This window comes from Sphaerisporangium sp. NPDC004334 (assembly GCF_053602655.1).
The window spans coordinates 1-14398 of the sequence record NZ_JBSGDZ010000040.1; the positions used below are offsets into that span (position 1 = coordinate 1).

General features: G+C 71.5%; 15 protein-coding genes and 1 pseudogene. 8 read left to right on the plus strand and 8 right to left on the minus strand.

From position 1 onward, the window contains the following. The coding region (locus tag ACWEN6_RS36340; RefSeq protein ID WP_452576535.1) for an RNA polymerase sigma factor at positions 1-860 on the minus strand (860 nt) is incomplete at its 3' end. A gap of 167 nt (positions 861-1027) precedes the next feature. Here ACWEN6_RS36340 and ACWEN6_RS36345 point away from each other — a divergent pair. From ACWEN6_RS36345 to ACWEN6_RS36355, 3 genes are all read left to right on the plus strand, one after another. Then, positions 1028-1759 carry a TetR/AcrR family transcriptional regulator gene (locus tag ACWEN6_RS36345; RefSeq protein ID WP_452576536.1) on the plus strand — a complete coding sequence of 244 codons (732 nt, stop codon included), beginning with the start codon at positions 1028-1030 and terminating at the stop codon, positions 1757-1759. Between the two features lie 33 nt (positions 1760-1792). Continuing rightward, positions 1793-3394 carry an FAD-dependent monooxygenase gene (locus ACWEN6_RS36350; RefSeq protein WP_452576537.1) on the plus strand — a complete coding sequence of 534 codons (1602 nt, stop codon included), beginning with the start codon at positions 1793-1795 and terminating at the stop codon, positions 3392-3394. A gap of 110 nt (positions 3395-3504) precedes the next feature. Then, a complete protein-coding gene (locus ACWEN6_RS36355) occupies positions 3505-3957 on the plus strand; it encodes a hypothetical protein (protein WP_452576538.1) in 453 nt (150 codons plus the stop codon). A 134-nt stretch (positions 3958-4091) separates the two neighbouring features. Here ACWEN6_RS36355 and ACWEN6_RS36360 read toward each other — a convergent pair whose 3' ends face one another. Beyond that, positions 4092-4865: an SDR family oxidoreductase gene (locus tag ACWEN6_RS36360; protein ID WP_452576539.1), complete on the minus strand. Its 774-nt coding sequence runs from the start codon at positions 4863-4865 to the stop codon at positions 4092-4094. A 235-nt stretch (positions 4866-5100) separates the two neighbouring features. Here ACWEN6_RS36360 and ACWEN6_RS36365 point away from each other — a divergent pair, with 235 nt between their 5' ends. Beyond that, positions 5101-6039: an RNA polymerase sigma-70 factor gene (locus tag ACWEN6_RS36365; protein ID WP_452576540.1), complete on the plus strand. Its 939-nt coding sequence runs from the start codon at positions 5101-5103 to the stop codon at positions 6037-6039. 40 nt (positions 6040-6079) lie between these two features. On the opposite strand, the gene ACWEN6_RS36370 is transcribed toward ACWEN6_RS36365, so the two are convergent. Further along, complete coding sequence (locus ACWEN6_RS36370; RefSeq protein ID WP_452576541.1) at positions 6080-6937, minus strand: NAD(P)H-binding protein; 858 nt, start codon at positions 6935-6937, stop codon at positions 6080-6082. Positions 6938-7044: 107 nt separating this feature from the next. On the opposite strand from ACWEN6_RS36370, the gene ACWEN6_RS36375 reads away from it, so the two are divergent. Then, positions 7045-7500 (plus strand): MarR family winged helix-turn-helix transcriptional regulator, encoded by a 456-nt coding sequence (locus tag ACWEN6_RS36375; RefSeq protein WP_354853122.1) that lies wholly within the window; start codon positions 7045-7047, stop codon positions 7498-7500. An 83-nt stretch (positions 7501-7583) separates the two neighbouring features. Here ACWEN6_RS36375 and ACWEN6_RS36380 read toward each other — a convergent pair. The 3 genes and pseudogenes from ACWEN6_RS36380 to ACWEN6_RS36390 all read right to left on the minus strand — a co-directional run. Then, positions 7584-7706, minus strand: a pseudogene (locus ACWEN6_RS36380) (DUF2975 domain-containing protein); the annotation flags it as partial. A 2-nt stretch (positions 7707-7708) separates the two neighbouring features. Next, a complete protein-coding gene (locus tag ACWEN6_RS36385) occupies positions 7709-7864 on the minus strand; it encodes a hypothetical protein (protein WP_452576542.1) in 156 nt (51 codons plus the stop codon). Between the two features lie 152 nt (positions 7865-8016). Next, the gene (locus tag ACWEN6_RS36390) at positions 8017-8688 is read right to left on the minus strand and encodes a winged helix-turn-helix transcriptional regulator (RefSeq protein ID WP_452576543.1); all 672 of its coding nucleotides are present in this window, start codon (positions 8686-8688) and stop codon (positions 8017-8019) included. Positions 8689-8824: 136 nt separating this feature from the next. Between ACWEN6_RS36390 and ACWEN6_RS36395 the strand changes: the two genes are divergently transcribed. After that, positions 8825-9601: an SDR family oxidoreductase gene (locus ACWEN6_RS36395; RefSeq protein ID WP_452576544.1), complete on the plus strand. Its 777-nt coding sequence runs from the start codon at positions 8825-8827 to the stop codon at positions 9599-9601. Positions 9602-9771: 170 nt separating this feature from the next. Here the strand turns inward: ACWEN6_RS36395 and ACWEN6_RS36400 are convergent, their stop codons facing one another. After that, positions 9772-10743, minus strand: a complete 972-nt coding sequence (locus ACWEN6_RS36400) for an alpha/beta fold hydrolase (protein WP_452576545.1) — start codon at positions 10741-10743, stop codon at positions 9772-9774. Positions 10744-10770: 27 nt separating this feature from the next. On the opposite strand from ACWEN6_RS36400, the gene ACWEN6_RS36405 reads away from it, so the two are divergent. Beyond that, complete coding sequence (locus tag ACWEN6_RS36405) at positions 10771-11724, plus strand: helix-turn-helix transcriptional regulator (protein ID WP_452576546.1); 954 nt, start codon at positions 10771-10773, stop codon at positions 11722-11724. Between the two features lie 269 nt (positions 11725-11993). Here the strand turns inward: ACWEN6_RS36405 and ACWEN6_RS36410 are convergent, their stop codons facing one another. Next, the gene (locus ACWEN6_RS36410) at positions 11994-12605 is read right to left on the minus strand and encodes a YdeI/OmpD-associated family protein (RefSeq protein ID WP_452576547.1); all 612 of its coding nucleotides are present in this window, start codon (positions 12603-12605) and stop codon (positions 11994-11996) included. A 478-nt stretch (positions 12606-13083) separates the two neighbouring features. Here ACWEN6_RS36410 and ACWEN6_RS36415 point away from each other — a divergent pair, with 478 nt between their 5' ends. Beyond that, positions 13084-14310 (plus strand): monooxygenase, encoded by a 1227-nt coding sequence (locus ACWEN6_RS36415; protein WP_452576548.1) that lies wholly within the window; start codon positions 13084-13086, stop codon positions 14308-14310. Positions 14311-14398: the final 88 nt, after the last annotated feature.

Genomic DNA, 14398 nt, shown 5'->3' on the forward strand with positions numbered 1-14398 from the left:
GGGTCGGGTTCCCAGAACTCGGTGGGCGGCTTGGCGCCGTCGCCGCGTTCGGGGGTGAAGCCCTCCTCGACGCTGAGCGGGGCTTCGGGGGCCGGGGGGTCCTCCAGGGCGTCGGGCTGGACCGGGAACCCGTCGGGGTGCCAGCTCTCGGTGCGGTTCTCGGCCGCGGTGAAGGAGGCGTCGGCGCCGGCGAACAACCGCTCGGAGGGGGCGGGGCTGGCCAGGATCGGCATCCGGGTCATCAGCGCGGTCATGGTGACCCCGGACGTGGCGCCCTCGCAGCTCTTGCACGAGCGGATGTGCCGGGTGATGTGCGCGCGCAGCAGCCGCGTCGGCGACTCCGCCCACGACTTGACCAGCCCCGGCAGCACCGAACAGCGTGGTTCGGTTCCCCGGGCGTCCATGACCGCGGCCAGCCACTGCTCGGCATGACGCCGCCCCAACCGGGCCGCCGACTCCACCGCGTCCACCGAGATGTCCAAAACCCGAGCCACCTCGTCGGACTTCAACCCATGACGAAGCGTCAGATCGAGGATCTCCCGCTCACGCGGCTCCAGGCTGGCCAGCACCTCCAGCGCGACCTCCGGGGCGCCGTCGCGTCCCCGCCGCGCGGAGGCGCCCTTGTGCCCCATGCCGTCCTGCCGTGCCTGGCACTCGGCGCGGGCCAGCGAGTACAGCCACGCGCGCGGCCGCGTCGCGTCGCGCAGCCGATGGGAGTGGGCGAGGGCCGCCTGCAACGCCCCGGCCGTCGCCGCGAGGGCTTCGTCGTCGTCCAGCGCCGATCGGCAGTAGTCGTGGAGACGATCGCCGTACTCCCGGCACAGCCGCTCGTACGCGGCCGGATCGTCCCTACTGAGCACAGGGATCAACACTCCTGACGTAGACCAGGACGCTAACGAAACTAGCAAATGAGCGCCGGCATCGCCCGGTTCCCGGCCGGTGGATCCTTCCGCCTGTACAGCGCGTCGCATGCGAGTGTGGACTCATACCATTGTTAGTACTAGTACAAAGATGGTACGGTACCACTATGGAGGACAACGCAGGCGGCGCCGGTCGGGCGCGGCCACAGGAGGCGTCCGCGCCGTCCCGGCACGAGCGGCGGCGGCGTGAGACGAAAGACCGCATCGCCCGCACCGCGCTGGCCCTGTTCGCCGGGCGAGGGTACGACGCGGTGACCATCGCCGAGATCGCCCAGGCCGCCGACGTCGCCAAACAGACCGTCGTCAACCACTTCCCGGCCAAAGAGGACCTGCTGCTGGCCTGGCACCGCCCGGTCGAGGCCGATCTGATCGACATGATCGACCAGCTCCCGCTGAGCACCCCGCTGCCGGAGTTCCTCAAGCAGGAACTGCCGCGCATGTTCGCCCACCTGCCGCCGCTGCCGGAGGCGCCGCACGGCGACGACCCGCGGGCCGCGGCAGACGACCGGCTCGCGGGCGTCTTCGCCATCATCCAGAACAGTCCCACCCTGCAGGACGCCCTGCGGCTGCGCGGCGCCCGCTACCAGGAGGACCTGGCGGCGATCCTGTCCGACCGGGTGCCCGCCCACCTGGGGCCCGTCGCGGCACGGGCCATCGCCGCCTACATCCTGACCACCGTCGGCGCCATGATCGAGGAGGCGACCCGGCTGCGCGGCGCGGGAGCCTCGCCGGAGCGGATCGCCGCCACCCTCACCGACACCGTCGGCCGGGCGCTGGACATCCTGCACACCGGCCTCGGCGACCCGGCCCGGCCGGACAGACCGTCCGGCAACCCCTGACGGTTCACCCACCCACGCGGGCCGAGGAGGGTCATGCGAACGGAACAGACATCGGTGCTGGTCGTCGGCGGCGGGCTGGTCGACCTGTCGGCGGCGGTGTTCCTGTCCTGGCACGGGGTCCCCACGCTGGTGGCCGAGCGCCATGCCGCGAGCTCGCCGCACCCACGCGCCGTCGGCTTCACGCCACGCACGATGGAACTGCTCCGGGCGGTCGGCCTGGGCTCGCACGTGCCGCAGGTGCCGCCCGGCGCGCGGCTGCGCCGAGCCCGGGTCCAGAGCCTGGCCGGACCGTGGTCGGAGGAGACCCCCTGGACTCCGCGCGGCGATGACGGGCCCGCAGATGAGGCGCCCGCGATCGAGTACTCGCCGTGCAGAGGCGCGGCGATCGCCCAGGACCGGCTCGAACCCCTGCTCCGCGACAGGGCCGCCGAACTCGGCGCCGACCTCAGGTTCGGCACGGAACTGCTGACCTGGCACCAGGACGACGACGGGGTGCTCGCCGTGCTGCGCACCGGCGACGGCGACGAGCGTCAGGTGCGGGCCGGCTACCTGCTCGCCGCCGACGGGACCCGCAGCCCCGTCCGGGAGACGCTGGGGATCGGCCGAGGCGGCCGGGGCCACCTCAGCACCTCGCGCAGCGTGCTGTTCAGAGCCCCGCTGGAGGAGTACCTGGAGTCGGGGGTCAGCCAGTTCCAGATCGACCAGCCGGGACTCCAGGCGTTTCTCACCACCTACGGCGACGGCCGCTGGGTGCTGATGTTCGCCGACGACCGGGAACGCGACCCGCACACGCTCAAGGCCACCGTGCTCCAGGCGATCGGCCGGACCGACCTTCCGGTCGAGCTGATCACCACCGGCCGCTGGGAGCTCAGTGCCCTGGTGGCGGACCGCTTCGCCTCCGGCCGGGTCTTCCTCGCCGGGGACGCGGCGCACACGCTGCCCCCCTCCCGCGGCGGCTACGGCGCCAACACCGGCATCGAGGACGCGCACAACCTCGCCTGGAAGCTGTCCTCGGTGCTCTCGGGCGCGTCGGCGCCCCGGCTGCTCGGCACCTACGACGCCGAGCGACGCCCGGTCGCGTGGCTGCGCCACGACCAGATCTTCGCCCGGGCCGACCACCGCCGGTTCACCGAGACCCCCGGCGACGCCGGTACGCCGATCCTCGACGAGGAGGCCATGGAGTTCGGGCAGTTGTACCGGTCGGCCGCGGTGCTGACGGCCGGCGAGGAGCTGCCGCCCGCGGCGCGGCCCGAGCGGTGGGCCGGGCAGCCCGGCACCCGCGCGCCGCACCTGTGGCTGAACGGGGACGGCGAGCGGCTGTCCACACTGGACCTGTTCCAGCGCGGGTGGGTCCTGCTGGCCGGCCACGACCACTGGGCCGCCGCGGCCGAGCGGGCGAGCGAACAGACCGGCGTACCCCTGGAATGCCGGCGGATCGGCGGCCGGCTCCGGCCGCGGGAGCCGCAGGAGTTCCCCCGCGCCTTCGGGCTCGGCCAGGACGGCGCGAGCCTGGTCCGGCCGGACGGCTACATCGCCTGGCGCTCCCGCGAGCTGCCCGCCCGGCCCGCCGGCGAGCTGGCCGCGGCGCTGGCCCGGGTGTCCTGTGCCGCCCTCGCGCCGGCCCCGTCCAGGTGATGGAGGTCACAACGACAGCGCGTACTTCGGCACGGAACGCAGGACCGGACGCTCCTACCTTGAGCTCATCGGGACTGCAAGAGAACAGCCCCCTGAGAAAGGAACCGATCATGACTGTTCGGCGGCGAATGACGGCACTGGCGGTGAGCGCCGCTGCCGCGGCGGCCGGCTTAGTCGGGACGGCGGGCGGCGCGCACGCCGCGACCGCCACCATCCACGGCGAAGCCAAGCTCTGCTACACCGGTTTCACCTGCCAGACGGTGCAGTTCGAACACGAACTCACCCCGACCCGCCACGCCTTCCGAGACAGCGTCACCGTGGACGCCGGCCTCCGGAAGATCACGATGCGGGTCGCCAGCGAACTGGGCGACAACGCCCGGCCCGTCTTCCGCATCTCCCAGATCACCATCCAGGACTTCAACGGCAAGACGCTCAAGCGGCAGACCTACGACACCAACAAAGCGGCGGCGGCCGCACCCAACCTCGCCGTCGACAAGCAGACCCTCGACGAGACGAGCACCATCAACGCGGTCGGCACCGCCTTCGCCAACTTCACCTCCTGAGGTCGGTGAGCCGTACAGCTCCCGACGCCGGCGGCCACGGGCCCGGCATCCTGGGGAGCGAGCGATGAGCCGCCCGACGTCGGCCCGCCCACGCGGGGCGGGCCGGTCGCAGGGCCGGGCCGTTCACCCGACGACTACCAGGGCACCGGGCCGTCCTCGCTGAAGAAGCCGCCGGTCGGGCCGTCCGCGCCCAGGGTGGCCAGGTGCACCACGACCGCGGCGCCCTGCGCGGCGGTGCGGTGCCCGCGGAAGTTGTTGATGTCGGTGGCGCAGAAGCCCGGGCAGGCGGCGTTGACCAGGATTCCGGCCTCGCGCAGCTCACTGGCGTACTGCACGGTCAGCGCGTTCAGGGCGGTCTTGGACGGCACGTACGCGGCCGACTGCGGCAGCCCCGCCAGCGGGCCGTCCGGGTCGCTGGTGATGGTCAGCGACGCGCCGGTGCTGCTGAGGTTCACGACGCGCGGCGCCGGTGAGCGCCGCAGCAGCGGGAGCATGGCGTTGGTCACCGCGATCACCCCGAAGACGTTGGTCTCGAACACCGCGCGGACCATGCCGGTGTCCACGGAGCTCGGGATCTCCCCGCGGGCCAGTTCCGGCGCGACCTGGTCCATCCCGGCACCGGCGATACCGGCGTTGTTCACCAGCACGTCAAGGCGGCCGAAGCGCTCCTCGACCCACGTCGCGGCCCGCCGGATCGTTTCCGGGTCGGTGACGTCCAGGGTGAGGGCGTGCGCGTCGCCGCCCGCCGCGCGCAGGGCCGCGGCGGCGTCCTCGCCGCGCCCGGGGTTCCTGGCGCCGACCAGGACCGTCATGCCCAGCGCGGCCAGCCGTCCGGCGGTCGCGTGGCCGATCCCCTTGTTCGCCCCGGTGATCAGTGCCACCCGCCGCTGTGTGGTGTGTTCGTTCATGACCGAGCTCCCGTCCGAGCGTGTCCGTCTGTGCGAAGTCAGGTGAAGTCGCGTGAAGCCGCGTGCCGCGCGGATCGTTCGCGCGGCGTCCTGACGGACACCAGATGCCGGCGGTCCGGCCGCTGTGACAGCGCGCCCGTGTGACGTGCGCCACCGGCCGCGGGTGTCACACATTGGTGCGGGCCGGCGTCTTGTGCGTGTGGCACAGTCGAGAACCGACAGGCGGGAGCCGGCGATGAACGAGGGCAGCGAGCCGACGACGGGCACAGGGGAGGCGCCCGCTCACGGCGACCGCATGGACTCCGCCACCGAGGTGTTCATCGCCCACCGCAACCTGCTGTTCACCGTCGCCTACGAGATGCTCGGCTCGGCCGCCGACGCCGAGGACGTCCTGCAGGAGAGCTGGCTGCGGTGGGCGGGCGTCGACCTCGGCGCCGTGCGCGACCGGCGCGCCTACCTCGTCCGGATCACCACCCGGCAGGCGCTGAGCCGGCTGCGCACCCTCGGCCGGCGCAAGGAGTCCTACGTCGGTCCCTGGTTGCCCGAACCGCTGCTGACCACTCCCGACGTGGCCGAGGACGTGGAACTGGCCGACAGCGTCTCGATGGCGATGCTGCTGGTGCTGGAGACGCTCGCGCCGACCGAGCGGGCGGTGTTCGTGCTGCGCGAGGTGTTCGACCTGGACTACGACGAGATCGCCGAGGCGGTCGGCAAGCGCCCGGCCGCGGTCCGCCAGATCGCCCACCGGGCACGGGCCCACGTCGCCGCGCGCCGGCCGCGCGGGGTCGTCTCCGCGGCCGAGACCCGCGGCGCCCTGGAGGCGTTCCAGCGGGCGGTCCAGACAGGTGACCTGCAGCGCCTGCTCGACATGCTCGCGCCGGACGTCGTCTTCCTGGGGGACGGCGGCGGGGTCCGGAAGGCCGCGCTGTCGCCCATCGTCGGGGCCGTCCGGGTGGCCCGCGTGCTGACCGCCGGAGTGCGCAAGATCGGCCAGGAGATGGCGGTCGAACCCGTGCAGGTCAACGGCTACCCGGCGCTGGCGCTCCGGCTCGACGGCGAGATCGACACCCTCATCGCGGTGCGCATCGACGACGGCCTCATCACCGGGCTCTACGCCGTACGCAATCCCGAGAAGCTGTCGCGGGTGGACAGAGAGACCGCGCTGAGCCGCTGACCCGCGCCCGCCCCTTCCGGGCGCGCCTGTCCTGCTTCGTTCAGGACGTGAGCCTGAAGGCGCCGGCGTTACGCGCGCACCAGTCGGCGAACGTGCGGGGCCTGCGCCGGAGCAGGCGTTCCACGGTGTCGGTGCGGAACCCGGTGGTGTCGGCGCGCATGAGATGGAACCCCTCGGCGATGGCCTCGGCCAGCGCGGGGGGCGCCCCGCCTGGGAAGCGGGAGGCGACGGCCTGCTCCGCGGTGGTCACCGTCCGTACCTCCAGGTCCCGGCCGGCCGCCGCGGCGAGGATCTCGACCTGCTGGGTGACGGTGAACAGCTCCTCACCGGTGAGCACGTACTCCCTGCCCTGATGGCCCTCGCCGGTCAGGGCCAGAGCGGCGACGGCGGCGATGTCGGCGGGGTCGATCGGCGCGTACCGGCCAGGGCCGATCGGATCGAGGACGTAACCCGCTTCGCGGATGGTGGGCAGCCAGTCCAGGGCGTTGGTCATGAAGCCGCCAGGCCGCAGGAACGTGGCCGGGATGCCGGACGCGCGGATGACCTGCTCGCGTTCGTGGTGCCAGCGGCCCATGGCGGGCATCGGGTCGCCGAGCACGTTGAAGGAGGACAGGTGCACGATGTGGCGCACCCCGGCGGCCTGGGCGGCGGCGACGGCATGCCTGGTGTGGTCCAGGCCGATGCCGGGGGTGAGCAGGAACAGCCGGTCGGCTCCGGCGAAGGCGGGCGGCAGCGTCGCCGGGTCGCTCAGGTCCCCTACGACCCGTTCGGCCCGCCCGGGCAGCGCGGCGGCGCGGACCGGGTCGCGGATCAGGATGCGCAAGGGCGCGCCGGTCTCCTCCAGCCCTCGGACGAGCTCGCGGCCGACGTTCCCGGTCGCGCCGGTGATCAGTATCATGAGAGCTCCCAAGTCATGTACCGGTTAACGATGGCAGAACGTTAACCGGTACATGATCTGGCCGTCAATCGAACCGCACCGCGTCCCCGACACCGGAAGGCCCTGTCATGCCCGAGTTCCTGGACCTGCACAGCAAGATGTCGAAGGCGCTGCGGGCGGCGGCCGAGGTGGCCATGCGCCGTCACGGGGTGCACCTGGGGCAAGATCACCTGCTCGCGGTGTTGTGGCGGCAGGACGGCCGCACCCCCGGCGAGGTGGCCGCCGCCCTGAACGTCACCACCCCCAACGTGGTCAAGGCGGCCACCCGGATGGCCGCGGCCGGCCTGCTCACCAGGCGCCGCGACGACCGGGACAACCGGCTGGTCCGCTTGTGGCTCACCGACGCCGGAAGCGCCCTGCGGGCGCCCATCGAGAGGGAGCGGAGGTTGCTCGAGGAGGCGGTCACCGCCGACCTCACCGAGGCGGAACGCGAACATCTGCTCAGCGCCCTGGCGAAGATCCACCGCTCGGCGCGCACCCTGCTGGACGCCCCCGTCGCCCACCGTGACTCGGCCACCGCCTGACGCCATTCAGCCGGACGCGCCGGATCACCCGGCGCGAGCAGGACCGGGAGCGCGAACATCACCAGGGCGGCAGCCACGATGGCGCCGATCACGATGTCCACGTACCGGAAGGCAGCGTGGGAGAACACCGTCCCGCGCCGCACCATCGCGACCAGCCGCCACACCCAGACCAGGACAACCTGGACCGTCACGACACCTAGGACCATGATCACCAGGAACGGGTGCGCAGGTAGGCGTAGTGCGCGTCCAGCTCCTCCTGGTCGATGGCGAGCAACGGCACCATCACCGTCTGCACGAACACCGACCCGGCGAGCAGCGCCACGGGCACGACGCGCAGCGCGAGCACCGACAGTCTCCCCATCATCTCTCCTTCGATCGACTAACGATGATCATCTATCGACTATCGATATACCAGGGAAGAGGTCAGGTCGTCGGGACATGGGCTGGGTGAGGACGAGCACCACGGCCGGCGCGGCCCCGCCGGCGAGCTCGACGGCCGATCGCGCCGGCGGCGGGTTATGCCGGCGGCGCCGCGACGGTCCGGGGCCGGGGGAGTGAGGCGAACAGGCGCTCGACCGCGGTCAGGTCGCCGGACACGGTGACCTGACCGGCGCTCGCGGCCTCCTGGACGCCGAGCTTGCCGGTCATCAGGCCCGCGAACGTCCGGGTGTCGGCGGTGACGGTCGCGTCGGGCGCGGACGGCTCGCCGCGGGCGACGTCGATGCGGCCGCCGGAGACGCGCACCGTGATGTGGTCGTCGCCGAAGACCAGCCCGTAGGTCGCGGTCAGGCCGCCGCTCGCCTCCGCGTCGAAGTCCCCCTGGAGCGCCAACATGAGCGCGTCGACGCTGATGCCGGCGTCGAGGTCGCGGAACGGGGACAGCCGGCCCCAGTGGCCGAGGTGCACGAGCACCGGCTGGAGCTGCCGCCCCCATTCGGTCAGCTCGTACACCCAGAACCGCCCGGGCGGCCCGAGCTTGCGGCGCCGCACGATGCCGGACTCCTCCAGTTCGCGCAGCCGCTGCGACAGGCGGTTGGGGCCGGCGTTCGGCAGCCCGGCGCGCAGGTCGCTGAAGCGTTTGGGGCCGAGCAGCAACTCGCGCACCACCAGCAGGGCCCAGCGCTCGCCGACCAGGTCAAGGGCGTGCGCGGCGGCGCAGGCGTCGCCATAGTTCCGCGTGCCTCCCACGTCGCCGAGTCTAACCGAGCCCTCGTATCGAAGAGAACCGTCTAGTTCCGATGTTGTACTAACAGGTATCGATATGTACTGTGCATCGCAGGCCCCCTCGGGCGGGAGGCCATCCTCCGAACAGGAAGAAGAAGCGATGATCCTCATCACAGGCGCGAACGGGCGTCCCGGCTCGGCGGTCGTGCGTGAGTTCGCGCGGCGCGGCCGGCCCGTCCGGGCGCTCGTGCGGGAGCCGGCAAAAGCCGAAGGCCTGCGCGGCCTGCCGGGCGTCGAGATCGTCCACGGCGACATGCTGTGGCCCGAGACGCTGGAGCCGGCGCTGGCCGGGGTCGACCGGGTGCTGATGATCTCCGGTGCCGGTCCGCTGATGCTGGAGACCCAGTGCACGTTCATCGACGCCGCGGTCAGGGCGGGCGTCGGCCACATCGTGAAGTTCTCCGGCAAGGACTCCACCGACGGGTTCGACAACGAGAGGTTCCGGTCCAGCCGCAGTCACGAGCAGATCCAGCGGTACCTGTACGCCTCCGGCGCGCTCTGGACGGTGCTGCAGCCGAGCCAGTTCATGCACGTGTACTTCGAGGAGGTGCCCGACATCGTCGCCTCCGGCGAACTGCGCCTCCCGCTCGGCGACACCACGCTGGCCCCGGTCGACATCGACGACATCGCCAAGGTGGCCTACGCCGTGCTCACCACGCCCGGCCACGAAGGCGCGATCTACCCCATGACCGGCCCCGAGGCCCTCACCATGACCGAGGCCGCCCGGCACATCTCCGACGCCATCGGCAGGCCCGTCCGCTACCGCGACGTCTCCCTCGAGGACAAGCAGCGGTCCTGGACCGAGGCCGGGTACCCCGCGCCGCGCGTGACGGCGTTCGGGCAGCTCTTCGCGGAGCGCCGCAGGCTGGGCCGCTAGTCGACCTCGGCACCCACGAGCGCTTCGGCGTCGAGCCGACCACCTTCGCCGAGTTCGCCCGCCGCCACGCCGGCGTCTTCCGCGGCGACGACCAGTACATCGTCACCCCTGCCGGTCGGCCGGGTGACGGGACTTGAGCGGCAACCCTGCGGCCTGTGGCGTTAGCTACGTTAAGCGTCATCCCGCTTGTCCAGCCATTTGAGAATGGCCTGATTTGTTTCTTCGGGTTTTTCCTGCTGGATCCAGTGGCCGCAGTCCAGGCAGACCACTTCCACGTCGGGCACGAACTCTGCCAGTTTCTCCGACCTCGCGACCGGGTCCCGGTCGCCGTAGATCATGAGGGCGGGCTGGCGGATGATCGGGTCCACGTCCGCCAGGAGGCGCCAGTTGCGGTCGAGGTTCCTGTACCAGTTGATGCCGCCGGTGAATCCGGATGTTTCGAAGGCGGAGACGAGGACGGCCAGTTCGCTGTCGCTCATGATGGGTTCGCCGAGGGGTGTTCGCGCTCTGGCGAGGTTGATCAGCGCCATGCCCGGCGCAGGCTCCGGCGGCGGCTGGTTCTTCCGGTACAGGTTGCGGAGGAACCGGGCGGTGTTGTCGTCGAATACGGCGTCGGCGACGCCCGGCCGCCGGTTGAAGTGGACGAAGTAGAAGTCGCCGCCGAGCATGTCTTCCATGGACTCGATCCACGGCTTTTCCCCGCGCTCCTGGTAGGGCACGCTCAGGTTGATCACCTTGTTCACACGGGTGGGGTGCAGCAGGGTCAGGCCCCAGACGATGAACGCGCCCCAGTCGTGCCCGATGAAGGTGGCGTCTTGGTATCCGTAGTGGTCCAGGAGCGCGACGAGGTCACCCGACAGGTGTTCGATGTCGTAGTCGGTCACCTCGGCCGGGCGGGAGGAGTTGCCGTAGCCGCGCTGGTTCGGGGCGATGACGTGGTAGCCGGCCGCGGCGAGGGCGGGCATCTGATGGCGCCAGGTGAAGGCGTGGTCCGGCCAGCCGTGGCAGAGCACGATGGGCCTTCCCGCGTTCTCTCGGCCCGCTTCGAAGACTTCGAGTTCCACACCGTTGACCGGAATGAGGGTGGGCTTGGGGAAATCGGTTGAGGTCATGGCACCATCCTGACGCCGAAACCCGGTCACCTCATGACCGCTTTGTGTGGGAGTTTTGTGGGCGTGCGAACCGACCGGCTGGTGGCCGTCCTCCTCATGCTGCAACGGCGCGAGCAGGTGACGGCGGCAGAGGTCGCCCGGGAGCTGGAGGTCTCCGAGCGCACCGCCCGCCGCGACCTCGACGCCCTGGCCATGGCCGGGGTGCCCGTGTACTCCACACAGGGACGGGGCGGCGGCTGGCGCCTGGTGGGCGGCGCCCGTACCGACCTGTCCGGGTTGACCGCGGGTGAGGCCCGCGCCCTGTTCCTGGTCGCCGGCCCGGCCTCGGCCGCGACCCCGGCCGTGAAAGCAGCCCTGCGCAAACTCGTCCAAGCCCTGCCGGAACCCTTCCGCGCCCAAGCCGAAGCAGCGGCATCATCCGTGGTCATGGACCCGCGACGATGGGGGTCGAGCCGGGTCGAGCACCGACCACCTCGCTTCCTCGACGACCTCCAGGACGCGGTGATCCGCGGCGTCCAGGTGCGGCTCGGCTATGTCGATAGCAGAGGCGCCGAAACCGAGAGGACCGTCCACCCGCTGGGCATCGTCGCCAAAGGCCCGGCGTGGTATCTCATCTCCCACACCGAGACCGGCCGACGGACCTTCCGGATCGACCGTGTGACATCCGCCGACCCGACCGGCGATCCCGTGCACCGGCCCGAGGACTTCGACCTCGCCGAGAGCTGGCGCGAGATCGCCGACGAGATCGACCGCAAACGAACACCTCTGGAGGCCCAGGCCGTCTGCGCGCCCCACGCCATAGGCATCCTCCGGATCGGGTTCGGCGACCGACTCCAAGTCGGAGGCACCACGACCGACGGACGCATCGACGTCGTGATCCGCGGTCAGGACCACTACACCCTCGCCGGCGAACTCGCCGGGCTGGTCGAATGGCTCGAAGTGACCGGCCCCCCGGGTGTGCGAGAGCACCTGGCCTCGATCGGCAACGCGCTCGTCGGGCGATACAGCTGACGCCGGCACGGGCGCTCAGCCCACGTGCTGAGCATGCGCGACGAGCATGATTCGATCGCGGGAAGGTATTGCCGATCGCCTTTCCGTCATCTTCCTGCGATGCCAACGGTTCAGCGAAGCGCGGGTACGCTGACGCGACCTGCGGCTGTTGCACTTCTCGGACCGCGCACCAGCGGAGATCCTCACGCTTCTTGAAGCGGACAAGACGGACTTCCGACGGCACGGTTCTGGTGAGCAACGTGGGTTCGTCTGTTCTGGCGGACATCCGGTCACGACGTCGGCGGGTCCGTCGGCCTGGCTCGCTGAGGGTGGATCGTCTCGTGCCGGGCCAGCATCGCCACGTACTCGGCGATCTTCCGGGTGCGCGTCTCGGCCCGCTTGACGGCATTGACCCGGGTGATGAGAGAGAAGCGGTTGGTCTTGGTGAGCACCTCGAACATCCCCTGCGCCGCTGGGTCGGCGGCGATCGCGGCTCGCAGGTCGGCCGGGACCTCCGCTTCCGACGGCGGCGCATAGGCGGCCGTCCACCGCCCGTCGGCCTTCGCGGCTTCCACCGCGGCACGGCCCGCGGGCAGCATCAGGCCGACCGCTTCCAACCGGGCCACGTTGGCGACGTTGCGCTGGGACCAGACACTGCGGGACCGGCGCGGGGTGAACCGCCTCCAGGAACTCTCCTCGTCGCGCTTGCGGGCCTGCCCGTCGATCCAGCCGAAGCACAGTGCCTCATCGACCGCCTGCTGCCAGGTCAGCGTGGTGACGGAGCCGCCCTTCCTGGTGAGGGCGAGCCACACGCCAGGAGAGGCGGTGTGGTTGGCCAGCAGCCACGCGCGCAGCGCCGCGCTGTCAGCCACGATCAACTCGTCCAGTTCGGTTCCGGTCACCACCGCAGGCTAGTCCCGCGACCCGGTGTTGCGACTGTCCGGGTGGCTCGTTGAGCCGGCGACGTCGGCGCCGGCGGCTCCGCCGGTGTTAGCGTCCACCCACATCGGACCGGTCAGTGGCGGTAAGCCCTGCACCATCGGCTCGCTAACGCCTTCGGCCGCAGGGTTGCTGCTCGAGCCCCGTGACGGCGCCGGGTGAGCGCCTGGCGTGATCGTCCGACCTCGCCCGGCCATGGGGTGCGCGCCACCGCGGCCGTGACCCGAACCGGTCAGAGGACGGTCGTCGTCGTATGGTCCGTCGGGGCGGAAGTCAGGGGTGATCTCAGGGATGTCCTCCGCCGGTCGGAGGAGCGGCTCAGCCGAGCGGCGTATGGAGGAACGAGGGTCCCGCGCGGCAGGCTGGAGCCAACAGGACCGGCATTCCCGGTGCCGGTTCGTGAGCTCACGGGGGCCATCCCGGTGGAGAGCAGGAGCCGAAGTGAAGCACACGGCGCTGACCGGAGCAGCCGTCGCACTCGCCACGACACTTCTCGTCGCAGCGTGCGGACCGTCACCCACCACCGGATCCGCGGTGGCCGGGCACGGGACCACCTCCAGCTCGCCGCAGGCGAGCACGGGCACGACCGCCGGCACGCACGCCGGCCACGGGGGACCGTTCAAGGCGCCTCCGCCCCAGCCGTTACGCCCGTCCGAGCGGTTCGTCGACCTGAAGCCGCCGAAGCCGTACACCCCGGCCGCCCCCTCGGGAGGAACCGACGAATACCGCTGCTTCCTGCTCGACCCCGGCCTGACCGGTCCGGCGTTCCTCACCGGCAGCCAGTTCCTGCCGCAGAACACCGCGATCGTGCACCACGCGATCATCTTCCAGATCGGCCCGGACAAGGCGCAGGCCGCCCGTGACCTCGACGCCCGTACGCCCGGCGAGGGATGGACGTGCTTCGGCGACGCCGGCGTCCAGGACGGCGCCTGGGTCGGCCACTGGGCTCCGGGGGCCAACGAGACGCTGTTCTCGCAGAAGGTCGGCTACGCGATGGCGCCCGGCAGCCGGCTGATCATGCAGGTGCACTACAACCTGCTCGCCACCGGCGGCAAGCCCGGCCAGAGCGACCGGTCGGGGATACGGCTGCGGGTCGCCGACGGCGAGAAGGGCTACACCCCGTTGCAGACCGCGCAGCTCCCGGCCCCCGTCGAACTCCCCTGCGCGAGCGGCGAGTCCGGCCCGTTGTGCGACCGGAAGGCCGCCGTCGGCGACCTGACCCACCGCTTCGGGGCGCAGGCCGAACAGACGCTCGGCATGCTCAGCGAGTTCTGCGCCAAGGGCGCGGCCGTTCCCCCCGGCCCGACCCAGCACTGCGACCGCCCGATCCCGGGGCCGGCGACCATCTACGGCGTCGCCGGGCACATGCACCTGCTCGGCCGGTCCATCACGATCCAGCTCAACCCCGGCAAGCCCGGCGAACGGACCCTGCTCGACATCCCGGTCTACAACTTCGACGACCAGGCGATCCGGCCGCTTCCGAAGCCCCTCGCCGTCAAGGCCGGGGACACCCTCCGGGTGACCTGCACCCACGACGCGGGGCTGCGCAGGATGCTGCCCGCTCTGCAGGGCCTGCCGCCCCGGTACGTCGTGTGGGGTGAGGGCACCAGCGACGAGATGTGCCTCGGCCTGCTGATCTGGTCTCCGGCCGGCCGATCCAAGGGCTGATCGCGGGCCGGCGGCGGGGCACGGTGATGCACGCGATGAGCGTGTGCCCCGCCACGCGCCTGTGTGGTGCGTTAAATCCGTTGTCGGC